The sequence below is a fragment of the Adlercreutzia caecimuris B7 genome (assembly GCF_000403355.2).
GTDB lineage: Bacteria > Actinomycetota > Coriobacteriia > Coriobacteriales > Eggerthellaceae > Adlercreutzia > Adlercreutzia caecimuris.
In genome coordinates this window covers 1,428,048-1,448,484 of record NZ_KE159646.1, presented here as the reverse complement: position 1 = coordinate 1,448,484, position 20,437 = coordinate 1,428,048, and the positions used below count along the sequence as shown (strand labels likewise).

Sequence of the window (20,437 nt, the reverse complement as noted above, 5' to 3'; positions counted from 1 at the left end):
ACGGGGCGATGTCTCACCATCTATTATAAGTAAGGGCCGCGTGAAGAAGATGACGCATCGGCAGCGGTTTTTGTGGTGTACTATAGGCGGGCTGTTTTTTCAGAGACGAAGAAGGTGAAGTTCGACGTGAAAAAGGGAAATGTGGCGGCGCTGCTGCCTATCGGGGTGTTTCTCGTGCTGTATTTGGGGCTCGGCGTTCTGTTCGAGTACGGCATGGGCATCTCCATGGGGTTCTACAACATCCCCATCGTGGTGATCTTCCTTATTGCGCTGTTGGTGGCCTGCTTCCAGAACCGCAAGCTGCCCTTCGATGACAAGCTGGTGGTTATGGGCCGTGGCATCGGCGATAAGACCATCGTCACCATGATCCTCATCTTCATGGCCGCCGGCGTGTTCGTGGGCACCGTGGGGCGCGACTCGGCCGAGTCGGTGGCCTACCTCATGCTGTCCATCATTCCGGCGGAGTTCTCCGTGGCCGTGCTGTTCGTGGTCAGCTGCTTCGTGTCCATCTCCATGGGCACCTCGGTGGGTACCATCACGCTCATCACCCCCATTGCCGTGGCCGTGTCGGCTGCCTCCGGCTTCAGCCTGCCTCTGTGCGTGGGCTCGGTCATGGGCGGCGCCATGTTCGGCGATAACCTGTCGTTCATCTCCGACACCACCATCGCCGCCTGCCAGGGCCAGGGCTGCCAGATGAAGGACAAGTTCCGCGAGAACTTCAAGATCGCCCTGCCCGCGGCCATCGTGACCCTCGTGCTCATCTTGGCGCTGTCCCTGGGATCCAACATCTCGGGCACGGTGCACAACGACTACAACCTCATCGAGCTCGTTCCGTACCTCATCGTGCTGGTGGGCGGCATTCTGGGCATCAACGTGTTCGTCGTGCTGCTGCTGGGCATCCTGTCCGGTTCCATCATCGTGGTGGCCGAGGGCGCGGTGGAGGCCACCGATCTTTTGGGGAACATGGGCACGGGAGCGGCCGGCATGTTCGAGACCACCATGGTGGCCGTGCTCGTAAGCGCCATCTGCGCGCTCATTCGCGAGAACGGCGGTTTCGTGGCCCTGCTCGCCGGCATCAAACGCGTGTTCAAGGGGCGCAAGGGCGGCCAGCTGGGCATGGGTCTGCTCGTGGGCGCCATGGACATCGCCACGGCCAACAACACCGTGGCCATCGTGATGGCGAACCCCATCGCCCACGAGATGGCCGAGACCTACGACATCTCCCGGCGCAAGACCGCATCCATCTTGGATACCTTCTCCTGCGTGTTCCAGGGAGTGATTCCCTATGGCGCCCAGATGCTCGTGGCCATCTCCGCCTGCGCCGAGCTCGGCTTCAATGTGTCGGCGTTCCAGATCATGCCGTTTCTGTTCTACCCGTTCTTCCTGCTGTTGAGCTCGCTTGTGTTCATCTTTCTCGTGCCGGATAACCGCGGCTACGAGCCCGATCATGCGGGCTTCGAGGAAGAGGTTCTGGAAGTGGCCGAAGAGGCTTAGGGCCTTTGGGCACGCAAGGGCACGGACAACGATGCAAGGGGCGGTCGCAAGGCCGCTCCTGTTCTTGTGGCGTGGGCTCGCTATCGGTTGGGGCTCCCGGCTCGGCGCTCGCTACCACTCTTCCAGCGGGCGGTAGCCGGTAAGAGCCACAGCCTCGGGCGTGATGGCGAAGTCGGCCTGCCAGAGCTCCACGCCGGCGGCGCGGGCCTTATCCACGCAGGCGAGCATCTCCTCGTAGGTGGTGCCGTGGTAGTAGCGGAAGCCGTCGTTTTCGTAGTAGAGGCAGTACAAGATGACGGCCCGCTCGTTGTGCTGGAGGGACGCGGCCAGTTCCCGCAGATGGCGCTGGACGCGCTCGGTGGAGTTGAAGGGCGCCGGGGGCACCGTGGACACCCAAGGCGGAATGGCGGTCTGTATCTGCACGAGGGGCGTCTTCACTTCCAGGTACTGGCTCTCGTTCACGAGGAAGTCGAGGCGCGAGGAGCCCAAGGGCACCTCGCGGCGCAGCTGGTCCACGGGCCCGGTGATGGCCTTGAAGGCGTCTTCGCGCAGGAAATGCTCCACGTAGCGGTTCGAGGCGTTCTGGTTGATGCCGATCCATTGCTTCTCGGCCGCGTCGGGTTGCTGCAGCGAGAAGGCCTCCACGGTGAGGGGCAGCTTGCGCCGGGGGTTGCGGGAATCAGATACCAGGCAGGGCCGTCCTGCCAGATCCAGGTCGCCGATGCGCGAGACCGCCGGGCAGTGGCAGCGCATGGGGGCGCCTTCGCCGAAGTCCACGTCCATGATGAAGCGGTTCGGCCGCGCCAGGATGACCCCTTCCCGCAAAGGCTCGGGGAAGAGAAGGGGCGGTCTATCGCATTCGTGGGTTGTCATGACACCTTCCGCCCGCTCGTTTGACGCCGTTCAATATGCTCAGCTTAACGCACGGGCGGGGAAGGGACAGCGGCGGCGCTTCTAGCCTTGCGAAACCGTTGCTTTCCGCTGGGCCGCGAAGCGCTCGCCGGCGGCGGCCAGGGCGTTGAAGAGGCCGCGGCACCGGTCTAAGTACTCGGGATGCCACTGCACGCCCAGGTAGAAGGGCAGGTGCGGATCTTCCACCGCCTCCACCACCCGGTCGCCCGAGCGCGCGGACACCAAAAGGCCCGCAGCTACATGGTCGATGCCCTGGTGGTGCATGGAGTTCACGTCGAAGGCCCCCGCGGCACCGAGCACGGTGGCCAGCAGGCTGCCCGCGGCAATGGCGACGGTGTCGGTGGTGCGGTCGTAGGGCGGTTCCTGGCGGTGGCCCCGCTCGGTGACGCCGCAGTTGTACAGGTCGCGGTAGAGACTGCCGCCCAAGGCCACGTTCATCACCTGCATGCCGCGGCAGATGCCGAGGCACGGAATGCGCCGCTCGTGGGCCAGACGGGCCAGCTCCAGCTCGAAGCCATCGCGGTCCTCGCTGACGGCGAGCAGATCGGACAGGCAGGGCACGGCCGGGCGCTCCGGGTCGGTGAGCACGTTGCGGCCGTCCAAGGTGGTCACCTCGTCAGGGCCGGGAGGGCCGCCCATGGCCTGGCGGAAGGCCTCGTCAGATGCGTTGTGACCGCAGAAGGGCACGGGTGCGCCCGTGGAACGGCAATGGGACGCCGAGCCGCAGCCGAGGGCTGCCACGTCGTCCATGTTCAGGGCATCGCGGTTCTTGGCTGGATCGGGCACGTAGTAGCGGGGGTGCACATCGCCGCCGCCGGTGATGACGAGCGCATCCACCGTATCGATGACCTGCCGCGCCAGAGCGCGGTTGGCCTCGGCCCCGCCGCGCATGGGCGTGAGCAGCACCGGTGCGGCACCTGTGGCGGCCACGCGGTTGATGTACTCCACGTTGACGCGTTGGAAGCCGTCGGCCTCGTTGAGCGTGGTGGTGATGCCGATAATCACTGAGATTTCCTCCCTGGTTGTTTTCTCAGGTACGAACATACCACCATGCGCGAGGGGCGCTCGTCTTGCATCGGCCAAGCAGCGCCGGCGAAGCGTGGAAGGGCGCCCGGGATGCGTCGGGGGCACGGTCGCGCTTACGCCGACGAGTGCGGCGATGCAGGATGCGCCGACGGGTGCGACGACGCCGTGGACTCGTCCTGACGAGGGGGGTGATGGGGTCCGGCCCCGTCGTCGGGGACTCGGGCGCGTCTCGTGCTCCGCGTTCCTACTCGGCTTCCCCGTCCACCACCAAATCGGTGAACTGGAAGGTGGTGCAATCCACCAGGCCGCGGTTGGTGAGGCGCAGCTCGGGCAGGCAGGCCAGCGGAATGAGGGCCATGGTCATGAAGGGGGAGGGCATGGTGCAGCCGATCTCGGCCCAGGTGTCCTCCAGGTGGTGCACCTTCGCGCTCATCTCCTCGGCGGTCAGGGCATCCATGAGCCCGGCGATGGGCAGCTCCACGAGTCCGAGCACCTCGCCGTCGGCCACCACGACCATGCCGCCGCCCGCCTCGGCGAGCGTGTTGGCCGCCAGGGCCATGTCATTGTCGTTGGTGCCCACCACGAGCAGGTTGTGGGCATCGTGGGCCACGGTGGAGGCCATCGCACCCCGCTTGATGCCGAAGCCCTTGGTGAAGCCCACGCCGAACGTGCCCGTCTCGTGGTGGCGCTCGAAGACGAAGGTCTTCAGCACGTCCTGGTCCAGATCGCTTTCCAGGGCCCCGTCGCGCACGGCGAGGGCCACGGAGGCCGCGCGGTCGGGCACCGATCCGGGCAGAAGCTCGATGGCCCGCACGGTGACGGCATCGCCGTCGGAGGCGCCGGCGGGCGCTTCCACGCGGAAAGTGTCTGGGATGATGGTGCGCCCCAGGTGCATGGAGTGGGTGACCCAGTCCGGGTAGTCGAAGGGCGCCAGATCGAAGGTGATCTGCCCGTTCTCGGCCACCACGTCGCCGTCGATCATGGTGCGCACGACGTTCAAATCCTCCAGGTTGTCCAGAAACACGATGTCGGCGCACTTGCCCGGGGTGATGGAGCCCAGCTCGTGCTCCATGCGGAAGCAGGTGGCGGTGTTGATGGTCATCATCTGGATGGCGGCCACGACGGGGATGCCCAGGCTCACGGCCATGCGCAGGATGTAGTCGAGGTGCCCCTCGGCCACCAGGGTGTGGGGGTGGGTGTCGTCGGAGATGAGGTTCGCGAAGCGGGTGTCGATGCCGGTCTCGGTGATGGCGGCGGCCAGCTGGGGCAGGTCGAGCCAGGCTGAGCCGTAGCGCAGCTGGGCGTACTGCCCGAGGCGCATCTTGGCGAGCACGTCCTCGGCCCGGGTGGACTCGTGGCAGCAGCGCACGCCGCAGGCAATGTAGGCGTTCAGTCCCTGGTCGGTCTCGGGGATGGAGTAGTGGCCCGTGATGACCTTGTCGGCCTTCAGCGTCTCGGCCAGCTCGCCGTGGGCGTGGTCGGCCCCGGCCAGCACGCCGGGGAAGTTCATCATCTCGCCGAGGCCCACCACCCCGTCCCAGGTCATGGACTCGGCGATCTCTTCGGGCCCCACGAAGGAGCCGGTGTCCTCGAAGCCGGGCACGGCCGGCACACAGGAGGGCGTGGTGACCATGGCCTTCAGGGGCGTGCGGGCGGCATCGTCCATCATCACCTTCACGCCTTCAAGCCCCAGCACGTTGCACACCTCATGGGGGTCCCAGTAGATGCCCACGGTACCATGGGGCACCACGGCCCGGGCGTACTCGCCGGCGCCGAGCATGGAGGATTCCACATGGATGTGCCCATCGAGGAAACCGGGAGCAATCACCTGGCCGGCGGCCTCGATGACGTGGGTGTCCTCGCCGATGCAGTGGTCGGCGCTCGGTCCCACGTAGGCGATGCGCCCGCAGGCGATAGCCACGGCGATGTCGTCCTGAATCTCGGCGGTGCACACGTTCACGAGCCGCGCATTGGTGATGACGGTGTCGGCTGGCGCCTGGCCCTGGGCCACGGCGGCCAGGGTGCGGGTGCACTCCCAGAGCGGTTGCTTGCAGAAATGGTTCAGCATGGCATCTCCTTGTCGTTGGCGGGCGCGGGACGGCGCCGATCCTTGGGGCCAGTGTACGCCCGTCGACCCCTGGCGGCGCGTCAACGACCGATAATGCAGAAGGGCTTCACGCTATAATCGTTGACCTGGAGTTCGCTTCAAGTGATTGAATGGCCGCAACGAGACAAGGGGCGAGAGGAGCACCATGGAATACCGCAAGCTGGGCCGCACGGGATTGCAGGCGAGCGTCATCGGGTTCGGGGCCGAGTGGATCGGCAAGATGGAGCAGGCCGAGGTGAACGCCATGGCCGCCCGGGGCGCGGCGGCGGGCATAAACATCGTCGACTGCTGGATGAGCGACCCGGCCGTGCGCTCGGCGTTGGGCGAGGCGCTCGCGCCTGCGCGCGAGGAGTGGGTCATCCAGGGACACGTGGGCAGCACCTGGCAGGACGGCCAGTACGTGCGCACCCGCGATATGGCGCTGGTGCGTCCCGCCTTCGACGACCTGCTCGCGCGGCTGCGTACCGATCATGTGGAGATCGGCATGATCCACTACGTGGATGCCTGCGACGAGTTCCGCTCTATCATGGCCGGCGACTTCATCGCCTACATGCGCGAGCTTTTGGCCGAGGGCCGCATTCGCCACATCGGCCTTTCCACCCACAACCCTGAGGTGGCGCTGCTTGCGGTGGACGAGCCGGAGATCGAGGTCGTCATGTTCTCGCTGAACCCGGCCTTCGACATGATGCCCGCCTCGGAGAACTTGGACGACCTGTTCGGCGACTACGAGAACGTAGGCGGCGACGGCATCGAGCCGGTACGTGCCCGCCTGTACGCTCGGGCCGAGGCGACCGAGACCGCCCTCACGGTGATGAAGGGCTATGCGGGCGGGCGGTTGCTCGCGGCCGATACGTCGCCCTTCGGCGTGGCGCTCACACCGGTGCAGTGCATTCACTACGCGCTCACGCGCCCGGCCGTGGCCAGCGTCATGGTGGGCGTGGAAACCGTGGAGCAGCTGGAAGAGGCCCTGGCCTACAAGGGCGCCACGGCGGCCGAGCGCGATTACGCCAGCGTGCTGGCCGGCGCCCCGAAGCACGCCTATATGGGCCAGTGCACCTACTGCGGGCATTGCGCCCCGTGCGCGGTGGGCATCAACATCGCGCTCGCGAACAAGTTCTACGACCTGGCTGAGGTGGCCGTCGGGGGCAGCGCGGCTCCCGTGCCCGCCTCGGTGCAGGCCCACTACGAGGCCATGGCCGTCACCGCCGGGGCCTGCATCGGCTGCGGCCAGTGCGAGCCCCGCTGCCCCTTCGGCGTGCCCATCCCCGAGCGCATGGAGGCCGCCGAGGAGCTCTTCGGCTGCTAGGGGGCGCCCAAGGCGCATGGGCTTACTGCCTCCGCCCTATGGTAGAATCCTCCCATGGCGCAGAGGCAGACATACCAACTGAAACTATACGATCGGACTTTGGCGCAGTTCCAGTTCGAGCCGACGCTCACGGGGTTTCGGGCGAGCTGCCTCGAGGTCGATTCTTCGGCCGTGCATCTGCTGCCCCTCAATCTTGGCCAAGTGCAAAGCGACGTGGAGCTGGCCCGCTTTTTGGAGAGCCGTCGCATCCCGAAGGGACGCACCTATTTGGAAGAGGTGCTGCGGCCCTATGGTCTGGCGCCCTCCGACACCAAGGGCATCATTGACCTATCGCGTGGCGTGTCGGTGAACGACGCCTACTCTATCGTTCCGGCCGACGACGACATTCCCTATGGGGAGTACAACTTATTCGACAACACCTTCGACGAGGTGCTTCAGGTTATCGCCTACACGGGCGCTCTTCCTCAGGGCGTGGTGGGCGTCGGCCGCCCCTCCGACCTCACGCCGTCTGGTGCCTTCCCCAAAACCTGGCGCCAGGTGGGCGGCAAGCTGGTGCTCTACAAGGCGGGGTCTGCCGCAGCGGCGCCCAATTACGGCCGCGAGCCCTATTCGGAGCAGCTGGCCTGGCAGGTGGCTCGCGCGGCCGGCGTTGACGCGGTGCCCTACCAACTCGCCGAATGGCAGGGGAAGCTCTGCTCCACCTGCGAGTTGTTCAATGACCGCGATACGGCTTTCGTGCCCTTTGAGTTGTGCCTTCCCTCCGACCTCGCCCAGCTGTGCGATTTTGAGCTGACCCTGGCCTACTTTGCCGAGCTCGGCGACGAGGCGGTCGAGCACTTCAAATCCATGGCAGTGTTCGATTCGATTATCGCCAACACCGATCGCCATAGCGGCAATTTCGGCGTGCTGCGGGACAACCGAACCGGCGAGATCCTCGGCACGGCGCCGCTGTTCGACCACAACGTCTCGCTGTTCTCGCGGGATTTCGACGAACAGCTGATTGTGCCTGATTTGCAGGCACGCCTCGCAGATGCCCCAGGCATCATGGATGCGACGCTGGACTGGCAAGGGAGGGCCATGATGGGGGATGTCCAGCGAGCTCAGGTGGAAGCGCTGGCGGACTTCTCCTTCGACGGCGGCGGCTTCATCGAGGAGTACCGGTTCCTTCGCCCCGAGGGCAAGTGCATAAGCAAGAAGCGCCTCGCCGCGCTGAGCTCGTTCATCTGCGCCCGCGTCGCCCAGCTGCTGGGCTAGATAGCGCTTCAGTCGGGTTGAAACCATCTCACCCATTCTCGGGTATATTTCGCGTTTTCCCAGGTTGCATGAGGGTAAATACCCGAATGCGGGCGATGGTTTTGGGGTGGGTCCTCAGGTAGGCTGCATTTCGTTCGGTTCGATTAGGGAGGGCCGGACGGAACCGATACCAAGGAGGATCTGCTATGGAAACCAATCTCTCTCGCCGTGGATTTCTGACGGGCGCGGCCGCTGCCGGCGCCCTGGCGGCCATGGGGCTTACGGCCTGTGCGCCCACGCCGGCGGCCGAGGGCGGCACGAAGACCGCCGACACCGGCGAGGCCGCCTCGTCCTGGCGCGACAAGCCCGAGATACCCGCCGACGTCGCCGAGACGGTGGATGCCGACATCGTCGTCATCGGCGCGGGCAACGGCGGCCTGGTGGCCGCCACCACCGCTGCCCAGAACGGCGCCAAGGTGATCGTGCTGGAGAAGGCCGGCGAGATCGCTGCGGCCCGCGAGGCCATCGGTGCGCTGAACTCGGCGCTCGAGCCCGACCATCACGAGGACGTGCCCACGCTTCTCAACCATGCCTCCACGACCCAGGCGGGCGATGTCAGCATGGTGCTGTACAAGACCTGGGCCGAGAAGTCCGGCGAGATGATCGAGTGGATGAAGGAGACGCTGGAGCCCAAGGGCATGCTCTTCCCCTTCGAGTGGCACTGCCCCGACGATCCGCACGCCTACTACCCGGCCATGTGCTACAACCCCTGCATGGGCGAATATAACCCCGACGGCCCGAACTACAACTCCTACGCGCACCTGGCGGTCATGAGCGACGTGTTCACCCAGGAGCTCGGTGGCGAGATCCGCTTCATGACCCCGGCGAAGATGCTCGTGCAGGACGAGTCGGGCCGCGTGTCCGGCGTCATCGCCGAGGGCGAGAACGGCTTCGTGCAGGTGAACGCCGCCAAGGGCGTTATCATCTCCACGGGCGGCTACGGCGCCAACATCGAGATGCTCGACGAGCTGTGCCCGGGCAACTCCATGTGGTGCGCGCTGAACAGCTCCGTCACCGAGGAGGGCGACGGCATCCGCATGGCGATGTGGGCCGGCGCCGAGCTGGAGAACGGCGGCGCCTGCATGGTGTGGAACCGCGCCATCCTGCCCGACGGCTACGAGTTCGACGGATCGCGCATGGGCGGCGACATCTTCCTGCCTGGCAGCCAGCCCTTCCTGCACGTGAACGTGAACGGAGAGCGCTTCATGAACGAGGACCAGTGCTATCCCATGAGCTACGCGCTCGGCTCGGCCCAGCCCAAGCACTACAGCTGGATCGTGTGGGATGGCAACTACTGGGACGACATCGCCCAGTTCGACACCTGCGGTTGCTCGCGTCTGTACCCGGCGCCCTCGGGCACGGCCTTCAACGCCGACGTGTACGACTGCGAGGCGCTCACGAAGGAACACCTGGATTCCTTCTGGCTTGAGCCCCGCCTGGAGAACGGCTCGCTGAAGAAAGCCGACACGTTGGAGGAGCTGGCCGATCTCATGGAGTTCGACACCGACCAGAAGGCGACGTTCCTGGCCACCGTGGCCCGCTACAACGAGCTGGCCGCCGCAGGCGAGGACGTCGATTTCGGCAAGCCTGCCTACCGTCTGTCCGACGTGGAGGCTGCGCCCTTCTACGCCGCCCGCATCGCCGGCGCGCTGCTGGTGACCATCCACGGCGTGAACACCGATGTGAACTCCCAGCCGCTGCGCGCCGACGGCACGCCCATCGAGGGCCTCTACGTGTGCGGCAACGACCAGGGCGGTTTCTACCCGCACAACTACCCGTCTAACTTCACGGGCATCAATGCGGGTCGTACCGCCACCTTTGCCCGCATCGCCGCCAAGCACGCCCTCGGCGTGGCGTAGGCCGCGAGCGAGGAGAAACGCGCTTCCCGAGCCTGCCATCCCTCCCTCAAGCAGGCGACCGTTTCGGGCTCCCCCTCGGGGGAGCCCTTTGCTTGGCGCGGGGCGCGAGTCGCAGGCCCGTGCGCGGCGGCGCGGCGACCTTTCGGGGCCTGTTGCGCGCAGGGAGGTAGGCAAAATGAGCAGAAATCGACGGTTTTCGTAGTCTCGCCGCGTCGTTTGCGGCGATCGAGGATATAGGCGATGCCTGTTTTCGCAGGTGAGAGACTTGGACATACCTATGGCTGCGGTTCTGGACTACGAAAACCGTCGATTTCGGTGCAATCTAGCGCTGCACGAGGTCGATGAGCTCCTGGCGGGAATGCACGCCGAGCTTCGCGTAGATGTGCTTGGCGTGAGTGGCCGCTGTCTCGCGGCTGATGATGAGCTCGTCGCGGATGTAGGGGATGGAGCGGCCCTGGGAAAGCAACGCGAACACCTCGGTTTCGCGGGGCGTGAGCCGGTGTTCCGCGGCAAGTGCGGCGATGCGCGCCTCGAGGTTGGCCTCGATGGCGGACTCGTTCGCGGGATTTGGCGCGGGCTCCGTGGCGACGACTTCCGAGCGTCTGCCGGTCCCGTCGGGGTAAAGGGGAGTGTCGTTGTTGCAGCGCGCGTTGGCGCCAGTGCGGACGGCGTCGGTGCTGGCCTCGCTATCGGTGCCGACGATAGCGCCGGTCTTGCCGCTGGTAACGGCCTCGATAGCATCGCGCTCGGGCACGCGCAAAAAGGTCGCCGTATCGCCCATGACTATCATGGTGACGACGACGAGAACGACAATGCTCACGGTGCTGATCCACAGGATGGCCGCAGGATCGGCAGCGACCCACGGCCCCAAGGCAATCCAGGCCACTACCCCGAGAAGGTCGCCGGCGTGCACGAACAGCCACCCGAGGCTCGATGCCTGGGCGGGGGTGGCGCGCCCGGCGGCGGCATAGTTCGCGAAGTAGATCTGCGCGATGAGGCAGAAGGTGAAGCGGCCGCCGAGCGAGGCAGCCACGGTCGCGATGCCCCCTCCGCTGCCGAACAGGATGACGGCGGCGAATCCGATGACGAGGGTGGGGCACATCCAGCGGTAGAGGAAGAACAGGGACATGCGACGCGGGCCCGACACGGCCATGAGCGCCACCACGGCCATCATAAGGGTGCTGAAGAGCAGGATGGCTTGAAGCGGTGCGCCTTCCAGCCAATGCGTCTGGCCCATGCCGGCGATGCTGACGATGGCGAATACCGTGAGAATGCCGAAGCCTGTGCGGCCGAGGCCCGCCAGGGGGCGATGGGTCGCGTCGTGCCCCGTTCTGCCGTGCTTGGCCAAAGCGCGCTCGACTCGGTGGGCTTCAGGGGTCCATACAAGGCGAAAGCAGAGGCCCGACAGCAGGGGAAGCGCCGTGGCCACGGCGACGGCTACCCAGCCGTCCATGGCTGACACCAAAAGAACGACGAGCGCTGCCGAGACGGCGGAAGCGGGGGCGAGCATCTCTGATTCCTCGCGGGGGACAACAGCGTAGTACTCGCCCCACATCACCCATAGAAGGGCGCTGCCGACACCTGTGGCGATCGAGCCGATGGCGAAGAGCGCGGCGTGGGCTACCGGATCGGCAACGGTGGTAAACATGAGCGGCGTGCTCGCGGCGGTTAGCACGGGGGCGGCTATCACGAGGGGGCGGTGATCGGTCGGTGCGCCGATACGGGGCTCGGCGATGACGATGGCAACGAGGGTGATGACCGACGCTGCCAGGGGAAATGCGGCATAGAAGAGGCTCTCGGCGAAGGTCGGCGAGCCCGTCGCCTCGCCTCCTACCTCTCCGGTGGCATTGGTATAGAACACGCAGAACACCCAGGCGAGCAGAAAACCCCATCCGAGTTGCCGTAAAGGTGTCAATTTTCGTGCGCTTTCGAACATCCCGCTCCTCTCCTGTTGCCGTCTATTGTAGCTGCTGCCCTCATCGAGTCGGTCGTGTTTCTGAAACCGTCGTTTTGCGCAGCAAACGCCGCGAAGTAGATTGCCATTGAACTGCGATTGTTGCCGGGAGGTGGGCAAAAGCCGGCACGATGATGTTGAAAATCGTTTGAACTGGGAAAACGTGACTGTATCCCTACGCCATCAGCAACGTCGAGGGGCGTTGCGAGCGATCTGCGAAACGCGGATGTCTATCTCGCGGCGCTTACTGCGCAAAAATCGCCCCAAGGGAACCAAACGCCTCTGCATCCCGGTATCAACAGCTGCGTCGAGGGCGGAGCTCTCCTTGGCGTACAATAGGCACCAGGTGTCGAAAGTTCCGGGAAGGAAGGTCCCTATGAGCAAGAGCGTAGTGGTGTTTCTGGCCGATGGCTGCGAGCCGTTGGAAGTGGTGGCGCCCACGGATGTGCTCCGTCGCGGCGGGGTGGAGGTGGTGCTCGCGAGCATCAAGGACGATCTGGCGATTCGCGCGGCCCACGGGGTGACGCTTGTGGCCGATGCGCCGCTTTCCGCCCTTGACCTGACGGGCTTCGCCATGGCTGTGGTGCCCGGCGGCTCGGTGGGTGTGGATAACCTGGGAAAGAGCGCCCGGGTCATGGCCGAGCTGACGCGCCGCATGGAAGCGGGGGAGTCCGTGGCCGCCATCTGCGCCGGCCCCATGCTGCTGGCCCGCGCTGGCCTGCTGAACGGGCGCAAGGCTACCTGCTACCCGAGCTGCGAGGAGGGCTGGCCGGCTGGCGTGTACCAGGCTGCCGCCGACGTCTTCGTGGATGAGAACCTCATCACCGCTACTGGCCCCGGCACCGCCCTTCCCTTCGGCATCCAGCTTCTGCGCACCTTGGAGGGCGACGAGACTGCCGACGAGGTGGCCGTCGGCATGCTGGTGAAGTAGGCTCGCGGCGGAACTGCTGGCCCGTACGCCCGACAGAGGCTGCGGGCCGGTTCTATTCCCCAGACGTCGCCCGCTGGAGTTCTTCCTCGACGGCGTTCTCGGGGGCGTTCCCATCGGGGAAGTAGTGGGGGTCGCGCGTCATTTTGCGGGCCTCGTTGAAGACAACGCCCACATCGTAGATCCAGTGGGCAACGATGACGGCGAGAAGCGCCCCGGTGGCAACGTAGACGATGCCGAACAGCAGTCCCAGCACGCCCACAAGCATGGTGGCGTAGCCGCGGTATTGGAAGTGCATGACGGCGAACACAGCCGCCGAGGCGCCGACGGCCACCACGGCGGCGGGCAGAAACCCTACGGCAGGCTCGGCCACGACCATGACCACACCGATGACCGCATAGCGAAACCCCGTCTCTTCCACGGCCGCCACGGCCAACATCAGCAAAGGCGTTTTCCAAGCCGCCACCCGGGGCAGCTCGCCGTTCAAGCCCTCGCGCATCTCGAGCAGGGATTCGCGCCACTCGTCGCGGGGGCCGTGCAGGATCGCACGTTCTCCCAGGGCATTTACGGCCAGCAGCACCGCGCCAAGTCCGGCTCCCAGCGCCAGCGACCAGGGCCAGCCCACCTTCAGGGCATTGGCGATACCGGCGGCCCAGCTGAAGGTAAGGGCGTCCCACAGATTTGCCCCCTGCAGCACGGAGAGCATCATGGAGCACGCCATGGCCGCCAGCAGGGTGAGCAGCACCGAGGCAAGCACGACGTTTACGAGCAGTCCCTCCTCTTCTACGGGGAGGGGATATCTCGCGCGGGCTTTGTCAATCCAGGTCATGGGGCCTCTCTTTCAGGTTGCGGCTATCGCAGGGGTGCCTCAGGACGATGCGGTGCCGAGTTCGAAGGTGAGTTTCACGGGGTTGTGGTCGGAATAGGCGAAATCCAAGTCCACGGTGGCGTAATCGATGCAGGTCACGTTGTCGGAGTAGATGAAGGTGTCCATGATCCAGCGGTCGTTGGTGCCGTCGTAGGGGCGGCCCGCATCGCGGCAGGTGGCGGCGTCGGCGAAGGCCTCGATGCCCACCTCGTCCAGTTTCGCCTTGGCGGCTACGGTGAACCCGGCGGGCACGCCGTCGAAGTCGTAGGGCTTCGCCCAGCTCTCTACCGCCTGCACCTCGTTGCCGTACACCTCGCCCGACACACCGATCATATCATGGTTGAAATCGCCTCCGGCGATGACGTAGTTGCCGGCCTCCCGCTCGCGCACCATGACCTCGTAGAGCTTGGCGCGTTGGGCCGCCATGATGGACTCGTCGGCGCCGTAGGCAGACAGGTGCACGTTGATGAGGGACAGAGCCCGGCCATCATCGGTGGGGATGCGGCACAGCGAGAAGCACCGATCCAGATCGAGGAACTTGCCGAAGCCCTCGGAGATGGGCAGCTGGTAGCGCGTGCCATCGGTAATGGGGAAGGCGGAGAATGTGGCCAGGCCCGCGCGGTTGGCGCCGTGGGGCGCGTAGAGGGGCCAGGCCAGAAACGCGGAATCGTAGTTCTGGCAGAAGACGGCCGCATCGGCGGGGAACTGCTCGCGCAAGAGGGCGTACTCGTCCACATGGTGGCTGCGGGTGCCGTCGACATCCACCTCCTGGAATAGCGCGAAGTCGGCGCCGGTCTTTCGAACGGCCTCGGCCGTGCCGACGACGTCCTCGCGCACCACCTCGGCGCTGGCGGCCACCGAGCCGGTGCCGCCGTCCATGAAGAAGTCGAAGTCGCGGTTGTAGGCCCCGAAGCCGATGTTCGCCGAGGCGAGGGTCAGCGCGGTGCCGACGGCTATGGGGTCGTTCGCCTCTTCCCCTGTCTGGGCCGGCCCGTCTACTGCGAGGGGCAAGTTGTCGTCCAGGCGGTCGTAGGTGAAGACCACATAGGCCGCATAGGCCCCCACGATCGCGAGGAGCGCAATCGCAAGGCCCAGCACGATTCTCGATAACGTTTTCGCCATGGGGATTCTCCTTATATGCCTGCACAAGTAGCAGACTCGAACGGGGGAGGGCTTCATCTTCTTCGAGCGGAACGGGGCCGTATGCCATTGTACGTCTTTTCGGGCCGCTCCGGTTCGCTGAGGGGCGATTGAGGAGAGATGCCCCAGTTCCCGACGCTTCCCTGGCATTACCCTGGCGTTCCTGGAGGGCAGTTTAGAGTTGTGACAGGGTAATGATCGGCGATGGGTCGATCTCTATGGACGCTTTTGCACGGTCTGTTAACAGTTAATGACGGGGAGGTAACAGTGGTCTTACGCAGAGATGTCATATTTTTGTGCAGTCGTATAGTCTTTCCGGCACATAAGCACCACGTGCTCCATTCCCCGCTCGCTCGCGAGCCCCATCGGTGTCCCACCGCCGTGCTGTCCTGAGGAGGTCCTATGCAATCGACGCGAAAGAATCGGCGAGGCATCGCTGCGAGGGAGGTTCTGCGCAGCAACGACACGGCTAAGCGCAGTGCCGAGATTGTCGTGGCGGCGCGGGAGCTGTACGAGGAGAAGGGCCTGGCCCACACCTCTATCCAGGACATCACCAACCACGTCGGGGTTACGCGCTCGCTGTTCTATCATTACTTCCAGAACAAAGAGGAAGTAACCTCGGCGGTGCTCGACCAGTATATTACCGACTTCATTGAGGCCATGCAGCACTGGTATGAGAGCCGAGCGGCGCAGCGGGCCGACGAATCCCTTCACTCCATGGTGAAGATCATGCGCATGGTCCTATTCGAGAAGAACACGTTCCGCATGGCCCTGTCCACTCAGGAAAACGCGGCACTGTACCTCGACTTCCTCAACCGCTTCGCTGCCCAGGGCGCCGAGTTCATGGTCATGCATCCGATGGTGGAGCCAAGCAAATACGATCCGCAGTCCGACCATCTGTACGAGACGTTCTACGTGCTTATCGTGGGGCTTGTCAGCTACCTGCGGTCTCATCCCGATGCCGACGACGAGATGCTTATCGGTGTCGTTTCGCGCATGCTGCGTCTGGATGAGCAGGCGGAGGCGGTTGCCTAGAACCAGGGGAATTCCGAGCGGCGCGCGGAATCCGAAGCGGATTCGGTGTGGCGAATCGGTTACGGTTGGTTTGGCGGCCTCTCGTTTGGCTATCATCGGTTCGTAGGGAAAAGACGGCGAAGCCGCAGTGCGTCGCGCGAGCCATGCGAGAGGAGTGCCCGTGGATATCAAGCGCGTTTTGGCCAGCGCTCCCCGCAAGCACGATCTGGGCGAAGAGCGCTCCATGCTCACGGTATGGGGAGAGGCGCTCGATCCGGCAGCGGTGCGCCAGGAGCACCCGCGCCCCCAATTTGCTCGCGAGCGGTTCACGATGCTGAACGGTTGGTGGGATTTTTGCATTGTGCCCGTGGGCGCCTGTCCGACGGTGCGGGTGCCCGATGAGCGCGACGGGCGCATTCTCGTTCCCTTCTCGCCCGAGTCGTTGCTCTCGGGAGTAAGGCGCGCGCTGGCTCCCGACGAGCTGCTCTGGTATGTGCGCCGCGTGCCGCGGCCCCGCCTGCGCCCGGGCGAGCGGTGCCTGCTGCATTTCGAGGCGGTGGACTTCGCCTGCGCCTGCTGCGTGAACGGACGCGTCGTCGGCACGCACGAGGGCGGGTACCTTCCCTTCGTCTTCGATATCACGGAGGCCATCACGCTCGACGAGGAGCGGGCGGCGGCGCTGGACGCCGGCGTGCGCAGCGAGATCGTGGTGGCCGTGGCGGTGCGCGATCCGAGCGACGCGGGCACGCAGCTGCGCGGCAAGCAGAAGCGGGAGCGCGGCGGCATTTGGTATACGGCCCAAAGCGGCATCTGGCAGCCGGTGTGGATGGAAGTGGTGCCGGCGCGCCGTATCGAGGGGCTTGCGCTGCGACCGGATGCTTCCGCAGGTCGGCTGATCGTCGATGCGGACGTGCGAGGCGATGAGGGCTTGCTGCGTTTGTATGTGACCGACGGGAACGGGGCGCCGGTGGCATCGGCGTCGGTTCCCGTGGAGGAGGGGGCCACGGCAGCTCGGCCGCCGGCCGGGGAGAACGGTGATCCGCTGCGCAGGGTGCGGGTGTCGGTGGACGTGCCCGACCCTCAGCTGTGGAGCCCCGAGCACCCCCATCTGTACGATCTGACCCTGCGCTTCGGCACCGATGTGGTGCACAGCTACACGGCGTTTCGCACGGTGGAGGTGCGCGCCGATGCCCACGGCACCAGCCGCTTCTTTCTGAACGGCGAGCCGCTGCTTTTGCGCGGTGTGCTCGATCAGGGTTACTGGTCGGACGGCCTTATGACTGCGCCTTCCGACGAGGCGATGGTCTTCGATATCCAATCGATGAAGGACGCCGGCTTCAACATGCTGCGCAAGCATCTGAAGGTAGAGGCCGATCGCTGGTACTACCATTGCGACCGGCTCGGCATGCTGGTATGGCAGGATATGGTAAGCGGCGGGGGCGCCTACGGAACGTGGGAGACGAGCTTTCGGCCTACGCTGTGGCGCGGCAGCTGGGACAGCTACGACGATCGCGAGCCGTCTCACCAGCAGAAACTGGGCGCTGGCGACGAGCACTACCGCGACCAGTGGCGACGCTGTTGCCGGGCCACGGTGGATCACCTGCGCAACCACCCGTCGGTTGCCTGCTGGGTGCTGTTCAACGAGGGTTGGGGCCAGTTCAACGCCGAGCTGGCGGCCGAGGCGGTGCGCCGGGCAGACCCGACACGTCCGGTGGATGCGGTCAGCGGCTGGTACGACCAGCATTGCGGCGACTTTCTCTCGGTGCACAACTACTTCCGCACGTTGAAGGTGTATCCCGATGACCCCTCGAAGCTGCGCGGTTATGCGGCGGAACGAGGCAGCCGGGCGTTCGCCATTTCGGAGTTCGGCGGTGCGGCGTTTCGCGTGGAGGGCCACTGCGCCTTCGCGGGCAGCTACGGCTACGACAGCTTCGACGATGTGGTGGCGTGGCGCGCGGCGGTGCGGGCTATGCTGGACGAGGCGGCGGCTTTGGAGGACGCGGGCTTGACCGCGTTCGTGTACACCCAGCTGTCGGATGTGGAAGAGGAAGTGAACGGCATTCTGACTTACGACCGCCGTGTGAACAAGCTGAAGGAGGCCGAACGTGGAAGTTGTGCGAGCGATAGCTGACGAGGCGGACGCCGGGCGTTGGGCGCATCTGCGCGGTCTGTTCGAGGAAATCTTCGGAGCACCGCGGGAGGGGGCCTCCTTTGTGGAGGCGTCGGCGCCGGGGCGCGTGGAGGTGGCCGGCAACCATGTGGATCACCAGGGCGGCCGCGTCATCTCGGCGGCTATCGGCGAGCGCACCTGGGGACTGGCGGCCGAGAACGGCCTGGGGCGCATCCGCGCCGTCATGGAGGGTTTCGGCACCGACGAGGTGGACCTGTCCGATCCGTCATGGGCGGCCCCGCATCCAGTGGAGGCGCTCTCGTCTGCGGCGATGGTGCGGGGTATGGCGGCCCTGTTCGAGGCCCGCGGCGGCGCGGTGCGGGGCTTCGACATCGTGACCTGCTCCGATGTGCCGCCGGGCTGCGGGCTGTCGTCGTCGGCCGCTTTCGAGGTGATGCTGGGCGCGGCGTTGGAGGGGCTGTTCGGCCCGGGGCCGTTCGCGGTGTCGGCGGTAGATGCGGGCGCGCCGGCGGGTGACTCCGCTGCTTCCGGTGATGTTGCGCTTGATGCCGCGGCTGTCGCTTTGGCGGCGGTGGAGTGCGAGCAGCGCTACTTCGGCAAGCCCTGCGGCGCCCAGGATCAGCTGGCCTGCGCCTGCGGGGGCGTGGTGACCATCGATTTCGCGCCGAAGGTGCCTGTGGTGGAGCCGATGACGCTCGATGCGGCTGCCGAGGGCTACCGTATCGTGCTCATCGACAGCCGGCAGGACCACTCGCTGCACCAGGACGAGTTCGCCGCCATTCCCGCCGACATGCGCATGGTGGCCAACCTGCTCGGCGTGCCCCGCCTGGGCGATGCACCGGTGGACACGCTTCTGGCCCAGCTACAGCGCGTGCGCACCGAGCTGGGGGATCGCCGTGCCATGCGCGCGCTGCACTACTACGACGAGGTGGCCCGGGTGAACGCCCAGCGCGCGGCATTGGCTGCCGGCGACTTCGGGCTCTTCCTGCGCGAGGTACGCCTGTCGGGCGCCTCGTCGGCCCAGTTCCTGCAGAACGTCTCGCTGCGCGAGCCTGGCAGCGAGGCGCGCCAGCCGGCCATGGTCATCCAGAGCCTGGCGGCGCACCTGCTCGGAGAGCGCGGGGCGTGGCGCATCCACGGCGGCGGCTTCGGCGGCTCAGTACTTGCGTTCGTGCCGTGCGCGGAGGCCGATGGCTTCATGGGGGCCATGGACGGGCTGCTCGGCTATGCGGCCTGCCGCGAGGTGACCCTGGGGGCGCCCGGGGTGCGGGCGGAGCGCCTGCCGTGAGCGCGGTGGAAAACCCCGCGTGGGTGGCTGATTCGCCCGCGGGGCCGTTGGAGGTCACCATCAACCTGGCCAAGCCTGAGAAGGATCCGCGGACCATTGCCCGGGCTGCGGAAGCGCCCGCGGACGGCGCGGCGCCCGAGGGCTCGCATGGCTGTGGGGGAGCGGGCGGCGCGATGGGAGCCGTGGACGGGTGCGTCCTCTGCTGGCAGCGCGCCGCCGACGGAAGCCTTGCCTGCACCGGGGCCGGCGACGGGGACGTGCGCTCGGTGGAGCTTGCCGGCGAGGAATGGGCCTGGTGGTTCTCGCCCTACGGGTACTTCCCCGAGCACCTCATCGTATCGGCGCCGGTGCACCGTCCCATGGCCATCACCCACGCGACCATCGACCGGCTGCTCGCCTTCGCCGACGCCTACCCGCAGTGGTTCATCGGGTCGAATGCCGATTTGCCCATCGTGGGCGGCTCCCTTCTGGCCCACGACCACCTCCAGGGCGGCGGCCACCGCTTCCCCCTCATGAAGGCGCCTCTTACGCGCTCGTTCGCATTGCCGGGGCTTGCAGACGTACGGGCCGGCATCGTGGACTGGCCGGCCTCGGTGGTGCGCCTGCGCTCGGCTCGCCGCGCGGCCCTGCGCGAGGGCGCGTGCCGCGTGCTGGACGCCTGGCGCACCTTCTCCTTCGAGTCGTGCGGCATCCGGGCCTTCTCGCCGAGCGGCATAAGCGGGGGCAGCCCGGGGAAAGTCCCGGACCGGACCGGTCAAAGGCCGGCGGCGCCGGCAGCGGCCGTCGTTCCCCACAACACGCTTAACCCCATCCTGTGGCGCGAGGGCGACGACTACGTGATGGATCTCGTGCTGCGCAACAACCGCACGACGCCGGAGCGTCCTTGCGGCCTCTTCCACGTACCGGAGCATCTCTTCCGCATCAAGAAAGAGAACATCGGCCTCATCGAGATCATGGGCCGCGCCATCTTGCCGGGCCGTTTGGCCGCCGATCTGCCCGAGGTGCGTCCGGTGTGCGGTGCCGCCTACTACGAGATCCTCCAGGCCACGGGCGTCTTCAAGGACGACGAGTGCGGCCACGCCGGCTGGAACGCCTTCATCGCCGCGCTGTAGGGGCA

At 66.1% G+C, this 20,437-nt stretch carries 15 protein-coding genes; 9 read left to right on the top strand and 6 right to left on the bottom strand.

All coding sequences use genetic code 11. The features are described from left to right. The first annotated feature begins 126 nt into the window (after positions 1-126). Positions 127-1,494 carry a Na+/H+ antiporter NhaC family protein gene (locus tag C811_RS09770; RefSeq protein WP_016309405.1) on the top strand — a complete coding sequence of 456 codons (1,368 nt, stop codon included), beginning with the start codon at positions 127-129 and terminating at the stop codon, positions 1,492-1,494. A gap of 111 nt (positions 1,495-1,605) precedes the next feature. Here C811_RS09770 and C811_RS09765 read toward each other — a convergent pair whose 3' ends face one another. The 3 genes from C811_RS09765 to ade all read right to left on the bottom strand — a co-directional run bounded on the left by C811_RS09765 (position 1,606) and on the right by ade (position 5,500). Further along, positions 1,606-2,367 (bottom strand): DNA/RNA nuclease SfsA, encoded by a 762-nt coding sequence (locus C811_RS09765; RefSeq protein WP_016309404.1) that lies wholly within the window; start codon positions 2,365-2,367, stop codon positions 1,606-1,608. A gap of 81 nt (positions 2,368-2,448) precedes the next feature. Beyond that, on the bottom strand, positions 2,449-3,411 hold the full coding sequence (locus C811_RS15780) for a gamma-glutamyl-gamma-aminobutyrate hydrolase family protein (RefSeq protein ID WP_016309403.1): 963 nt from the start codon (positions 3,409-3,411) through the stop codon (positions 2,449-2,451). A gap of 265 nt (positions 3,412-3,676) precedes the next feature. After that, complete coding sequence (ade, locus tag C811_RS09755) at positions 3,677-5,500, bottom strand: adenine deaminase (RefSeq protein WP_016309402.1); 1,824 nt, start codon at positions 5,498-5,500, stop codon at positions 3,677-3,679. A 184-nt stretch (positions 5,501-5,684) separates the two neighbouring features. Here ade and C811_RS09750 point away from each other — a divergent pair, with 184 nt between their 5' ends. From C811_RS09750 to C811_RS09745, 3 genes are all read left to right on the top strand, one after another. Next, entirely contained in the window at positions 5,685-6,845 is a 1,161-nt protein-coding gene (locus C811_RS09750) for an aldo/keto reductase (protein ID WP_016309401.1), read from the top strand. A 54-nt stretch (positions 6,846-6,899) separates the two neighbouring features. Continuing rightward, positions 6,900-8,099, top strand: a complete 1,200-nt coding sequence (locus tag C811_RS0103295) for a HipA domain-containing protein (RefSeq protein WP_016309400.1) — start codon at positions 6,900-6,902, stop codon at positions 8,097-8,099. Between the two features lie 185 nt (positions 8,100-8,284). After that, entirely contained in the window at positions 8,285-9,997 is a 1,713-nt protein-coding gene (locus tag C811_RS09745; RefSeq protein WP_016309399.1) for an FAD-dependent oxidoreductase, read from the top strand. A gap of 322 nt (positions 9,998-10,319) precedes the next feature. Here C811_RS09745 and C811_RS09740 read toward each other — a convergent pair whose 3' ends face one another. Continuing rightward, entirely contained in the window at positions 10,320-11,858 is a 1,539-nt protein-coding gene (locus C811_RS09740) for a helix-turn-helix domain-containing protein (RefSeq protein ID WP_218957589.1), read from the bottom strand. 469 nt (positions 11,859-12,327) lie between these two features. Here C811_RS09740 and C811_RS09735 point away from each other — a divergent pair, with 469 nt between their 5' ends. Continuing rightward, a complete protein-coding gene (locus C811_RS09735) occupies positions 12,328-12,882 on the top strand; it encodes a DJ-1 family glyoxalase III (RefSeq protein ID WP_016309397.1) in 555 nt (184 codons plus the stop codon). 52 nt (positions 12,883-12,934) lie between these two features. Here the strand turns inward: C811_RS09735 and C811_RS09730 are convergent, their stop codons facing one another. Both C811_RS09730 and C811_RS09725 read right to left on the bottom strand, forming a co-directional pair. Further along, positions 12,935-13,708, bottom strand: a complete 774-nt coding sequence (locus C811_RS09730) for a CPBP family intramembrane glutamic endopeptidase (RefSeq protein ID WP_016309396.1) — start codon at positions 13,706-13,708, stop codon at positions 12,935-12,937. Between the two features lie 39 nt (positions 13,709-13,747). After that, the gene (locus C811_RS09725) at positions 13,748-14,869 is read right to left on the bottom strand and encodes an endonuclease/exonuclease/phosphatase family protein (protein WP_016309395.1); all 1,122 of its coding nucleotides are present in this window, start codon (positions 14,867-14,869) and stop codon (positions 13,748-13,750) included. Positions 14,870-15,289: 420 nt separating this feature from the next. Between C811_RS09725 and C811_RS09720 the strand changes: the two genes are divergently transcribed. The 4 genes from C811_RS09720 to C811_RS09705 all read left to right on the top strand — a co-directional run bounded on the left by C811_RS09720 (position 15,290) and on the right by C811_RS09705 (position 20,432). After that, a complete protein-coding gene (locus tag C811_RS09720) occupies positions 15,290-15,922 on the top strand; it encodes a TetR/AcrR family transcriptional regulator (RefSeq protein ID WP_016309394.1) in 633 nt (210 codons plus the stop codon). Positions 15,923-16,082: 160 nt separating this feature from the next. Beyond that, entirely contained in the window at positions 16,083-18,032 is a 1,950-nt protein-coding gene (locus C811_RS09715; protein ID WP_016309393.1) for a glycoside hydrolase family 2 protein, read from the top strand. After that, entirely contained in the window at positions 18,007-19,320 is a 1,314-nt protein-coding gene (locus C811_RS09710; RefSeq protein WP_016309392.1) for a galactokinase, read from the top strand. The genes C811_RS09715 and C811_RS09710 overlap by 26 nt, the downstream gene beginning before the upstream one ends. Beyond that, on the top strand, positions 19,317-20,432 hold the full coding sequence (locus C811_RS09705; RefSeq protein ID WP_016309391.1) for a galactose-1-phosphate uridylyltransferase: 1,116 nt from the start codon (positions 19,317-19,319) through the stop codon (positions 20,430-20,432). Before C811_RS09710 ends, C811_RS09705 begins: the two co-directional genes overlap by 4 nt. The last annotated feature ends 5 nt before the right edge of the window (positions 20,433-20,437 follow it).

Excerpts from the sequence above, each read along its gene's own strand:
- C811_RS09765 (WP_016309404.1), bottom strand. The coding sequence starts at position 2,367 with ATGACAACCCACGAATGCGATAGACCGCCCCTTCTCTTCCCCGAGCCT.
- ade (WP_016309402.1), bottom strand. The coding sequence starts at position 5,500 with ATGCTGAACCATTTCTGCAAGCAACCGCTCTGGGAGTGCACCCGCACC.
- C811_RS09750 (WP_016309401.1), top strand. The coding sequence starts at position 5,685 with ATGGAATACCGCAAGCTGGGCCGCACGGGATTGCAGGCGAGCGTCATC.
- C811_RS0103295 (WP_016309400.1), top strand. The coding sequence starts at position 6,900 with ATGGCGCAGAGGCAGACATACCAACTGAAACTATACGATCGGACTTTG.
- C811_RS09745 (WP_016309399.1), top strand. The coding sequence starts at position 8,285 with ATGGAAACCAATCTCTCTCGCCGTGGATTTCTGACGGGCGCGGCCGCT.
- C811_RS09735 (WP_016309397.1), top strand. The coding sequence starts at position 12,328 with ATGAGCAAGAGCGTAGTGGTGTTTCTGGCCGATGGCTGCGAGCCGTTG.
- C811_RS09730 (WP_016309396.1), bottom strand. The coding sequence starts at position 13,708 with ATGACCTGGATTGACAAAGCCCGCGCGAGATATCCCCTCCCCGTAGAA.
- C811_RS09725 (WP_016309395.1), bottom strand. The coding sequence starts at position 14,869 with ATGGCGAAAACGTTATCGAGAATCGTGCTGGGCCTTGCGATTGCGCTC.
- C811_RS09720 (WP_016309394.1), top strand. The coding sequence starts at position 15,290 with ATGCAATCGACGCGAAAGAATCGGCGAGGCATCGCTGCGAGGGAGGTT.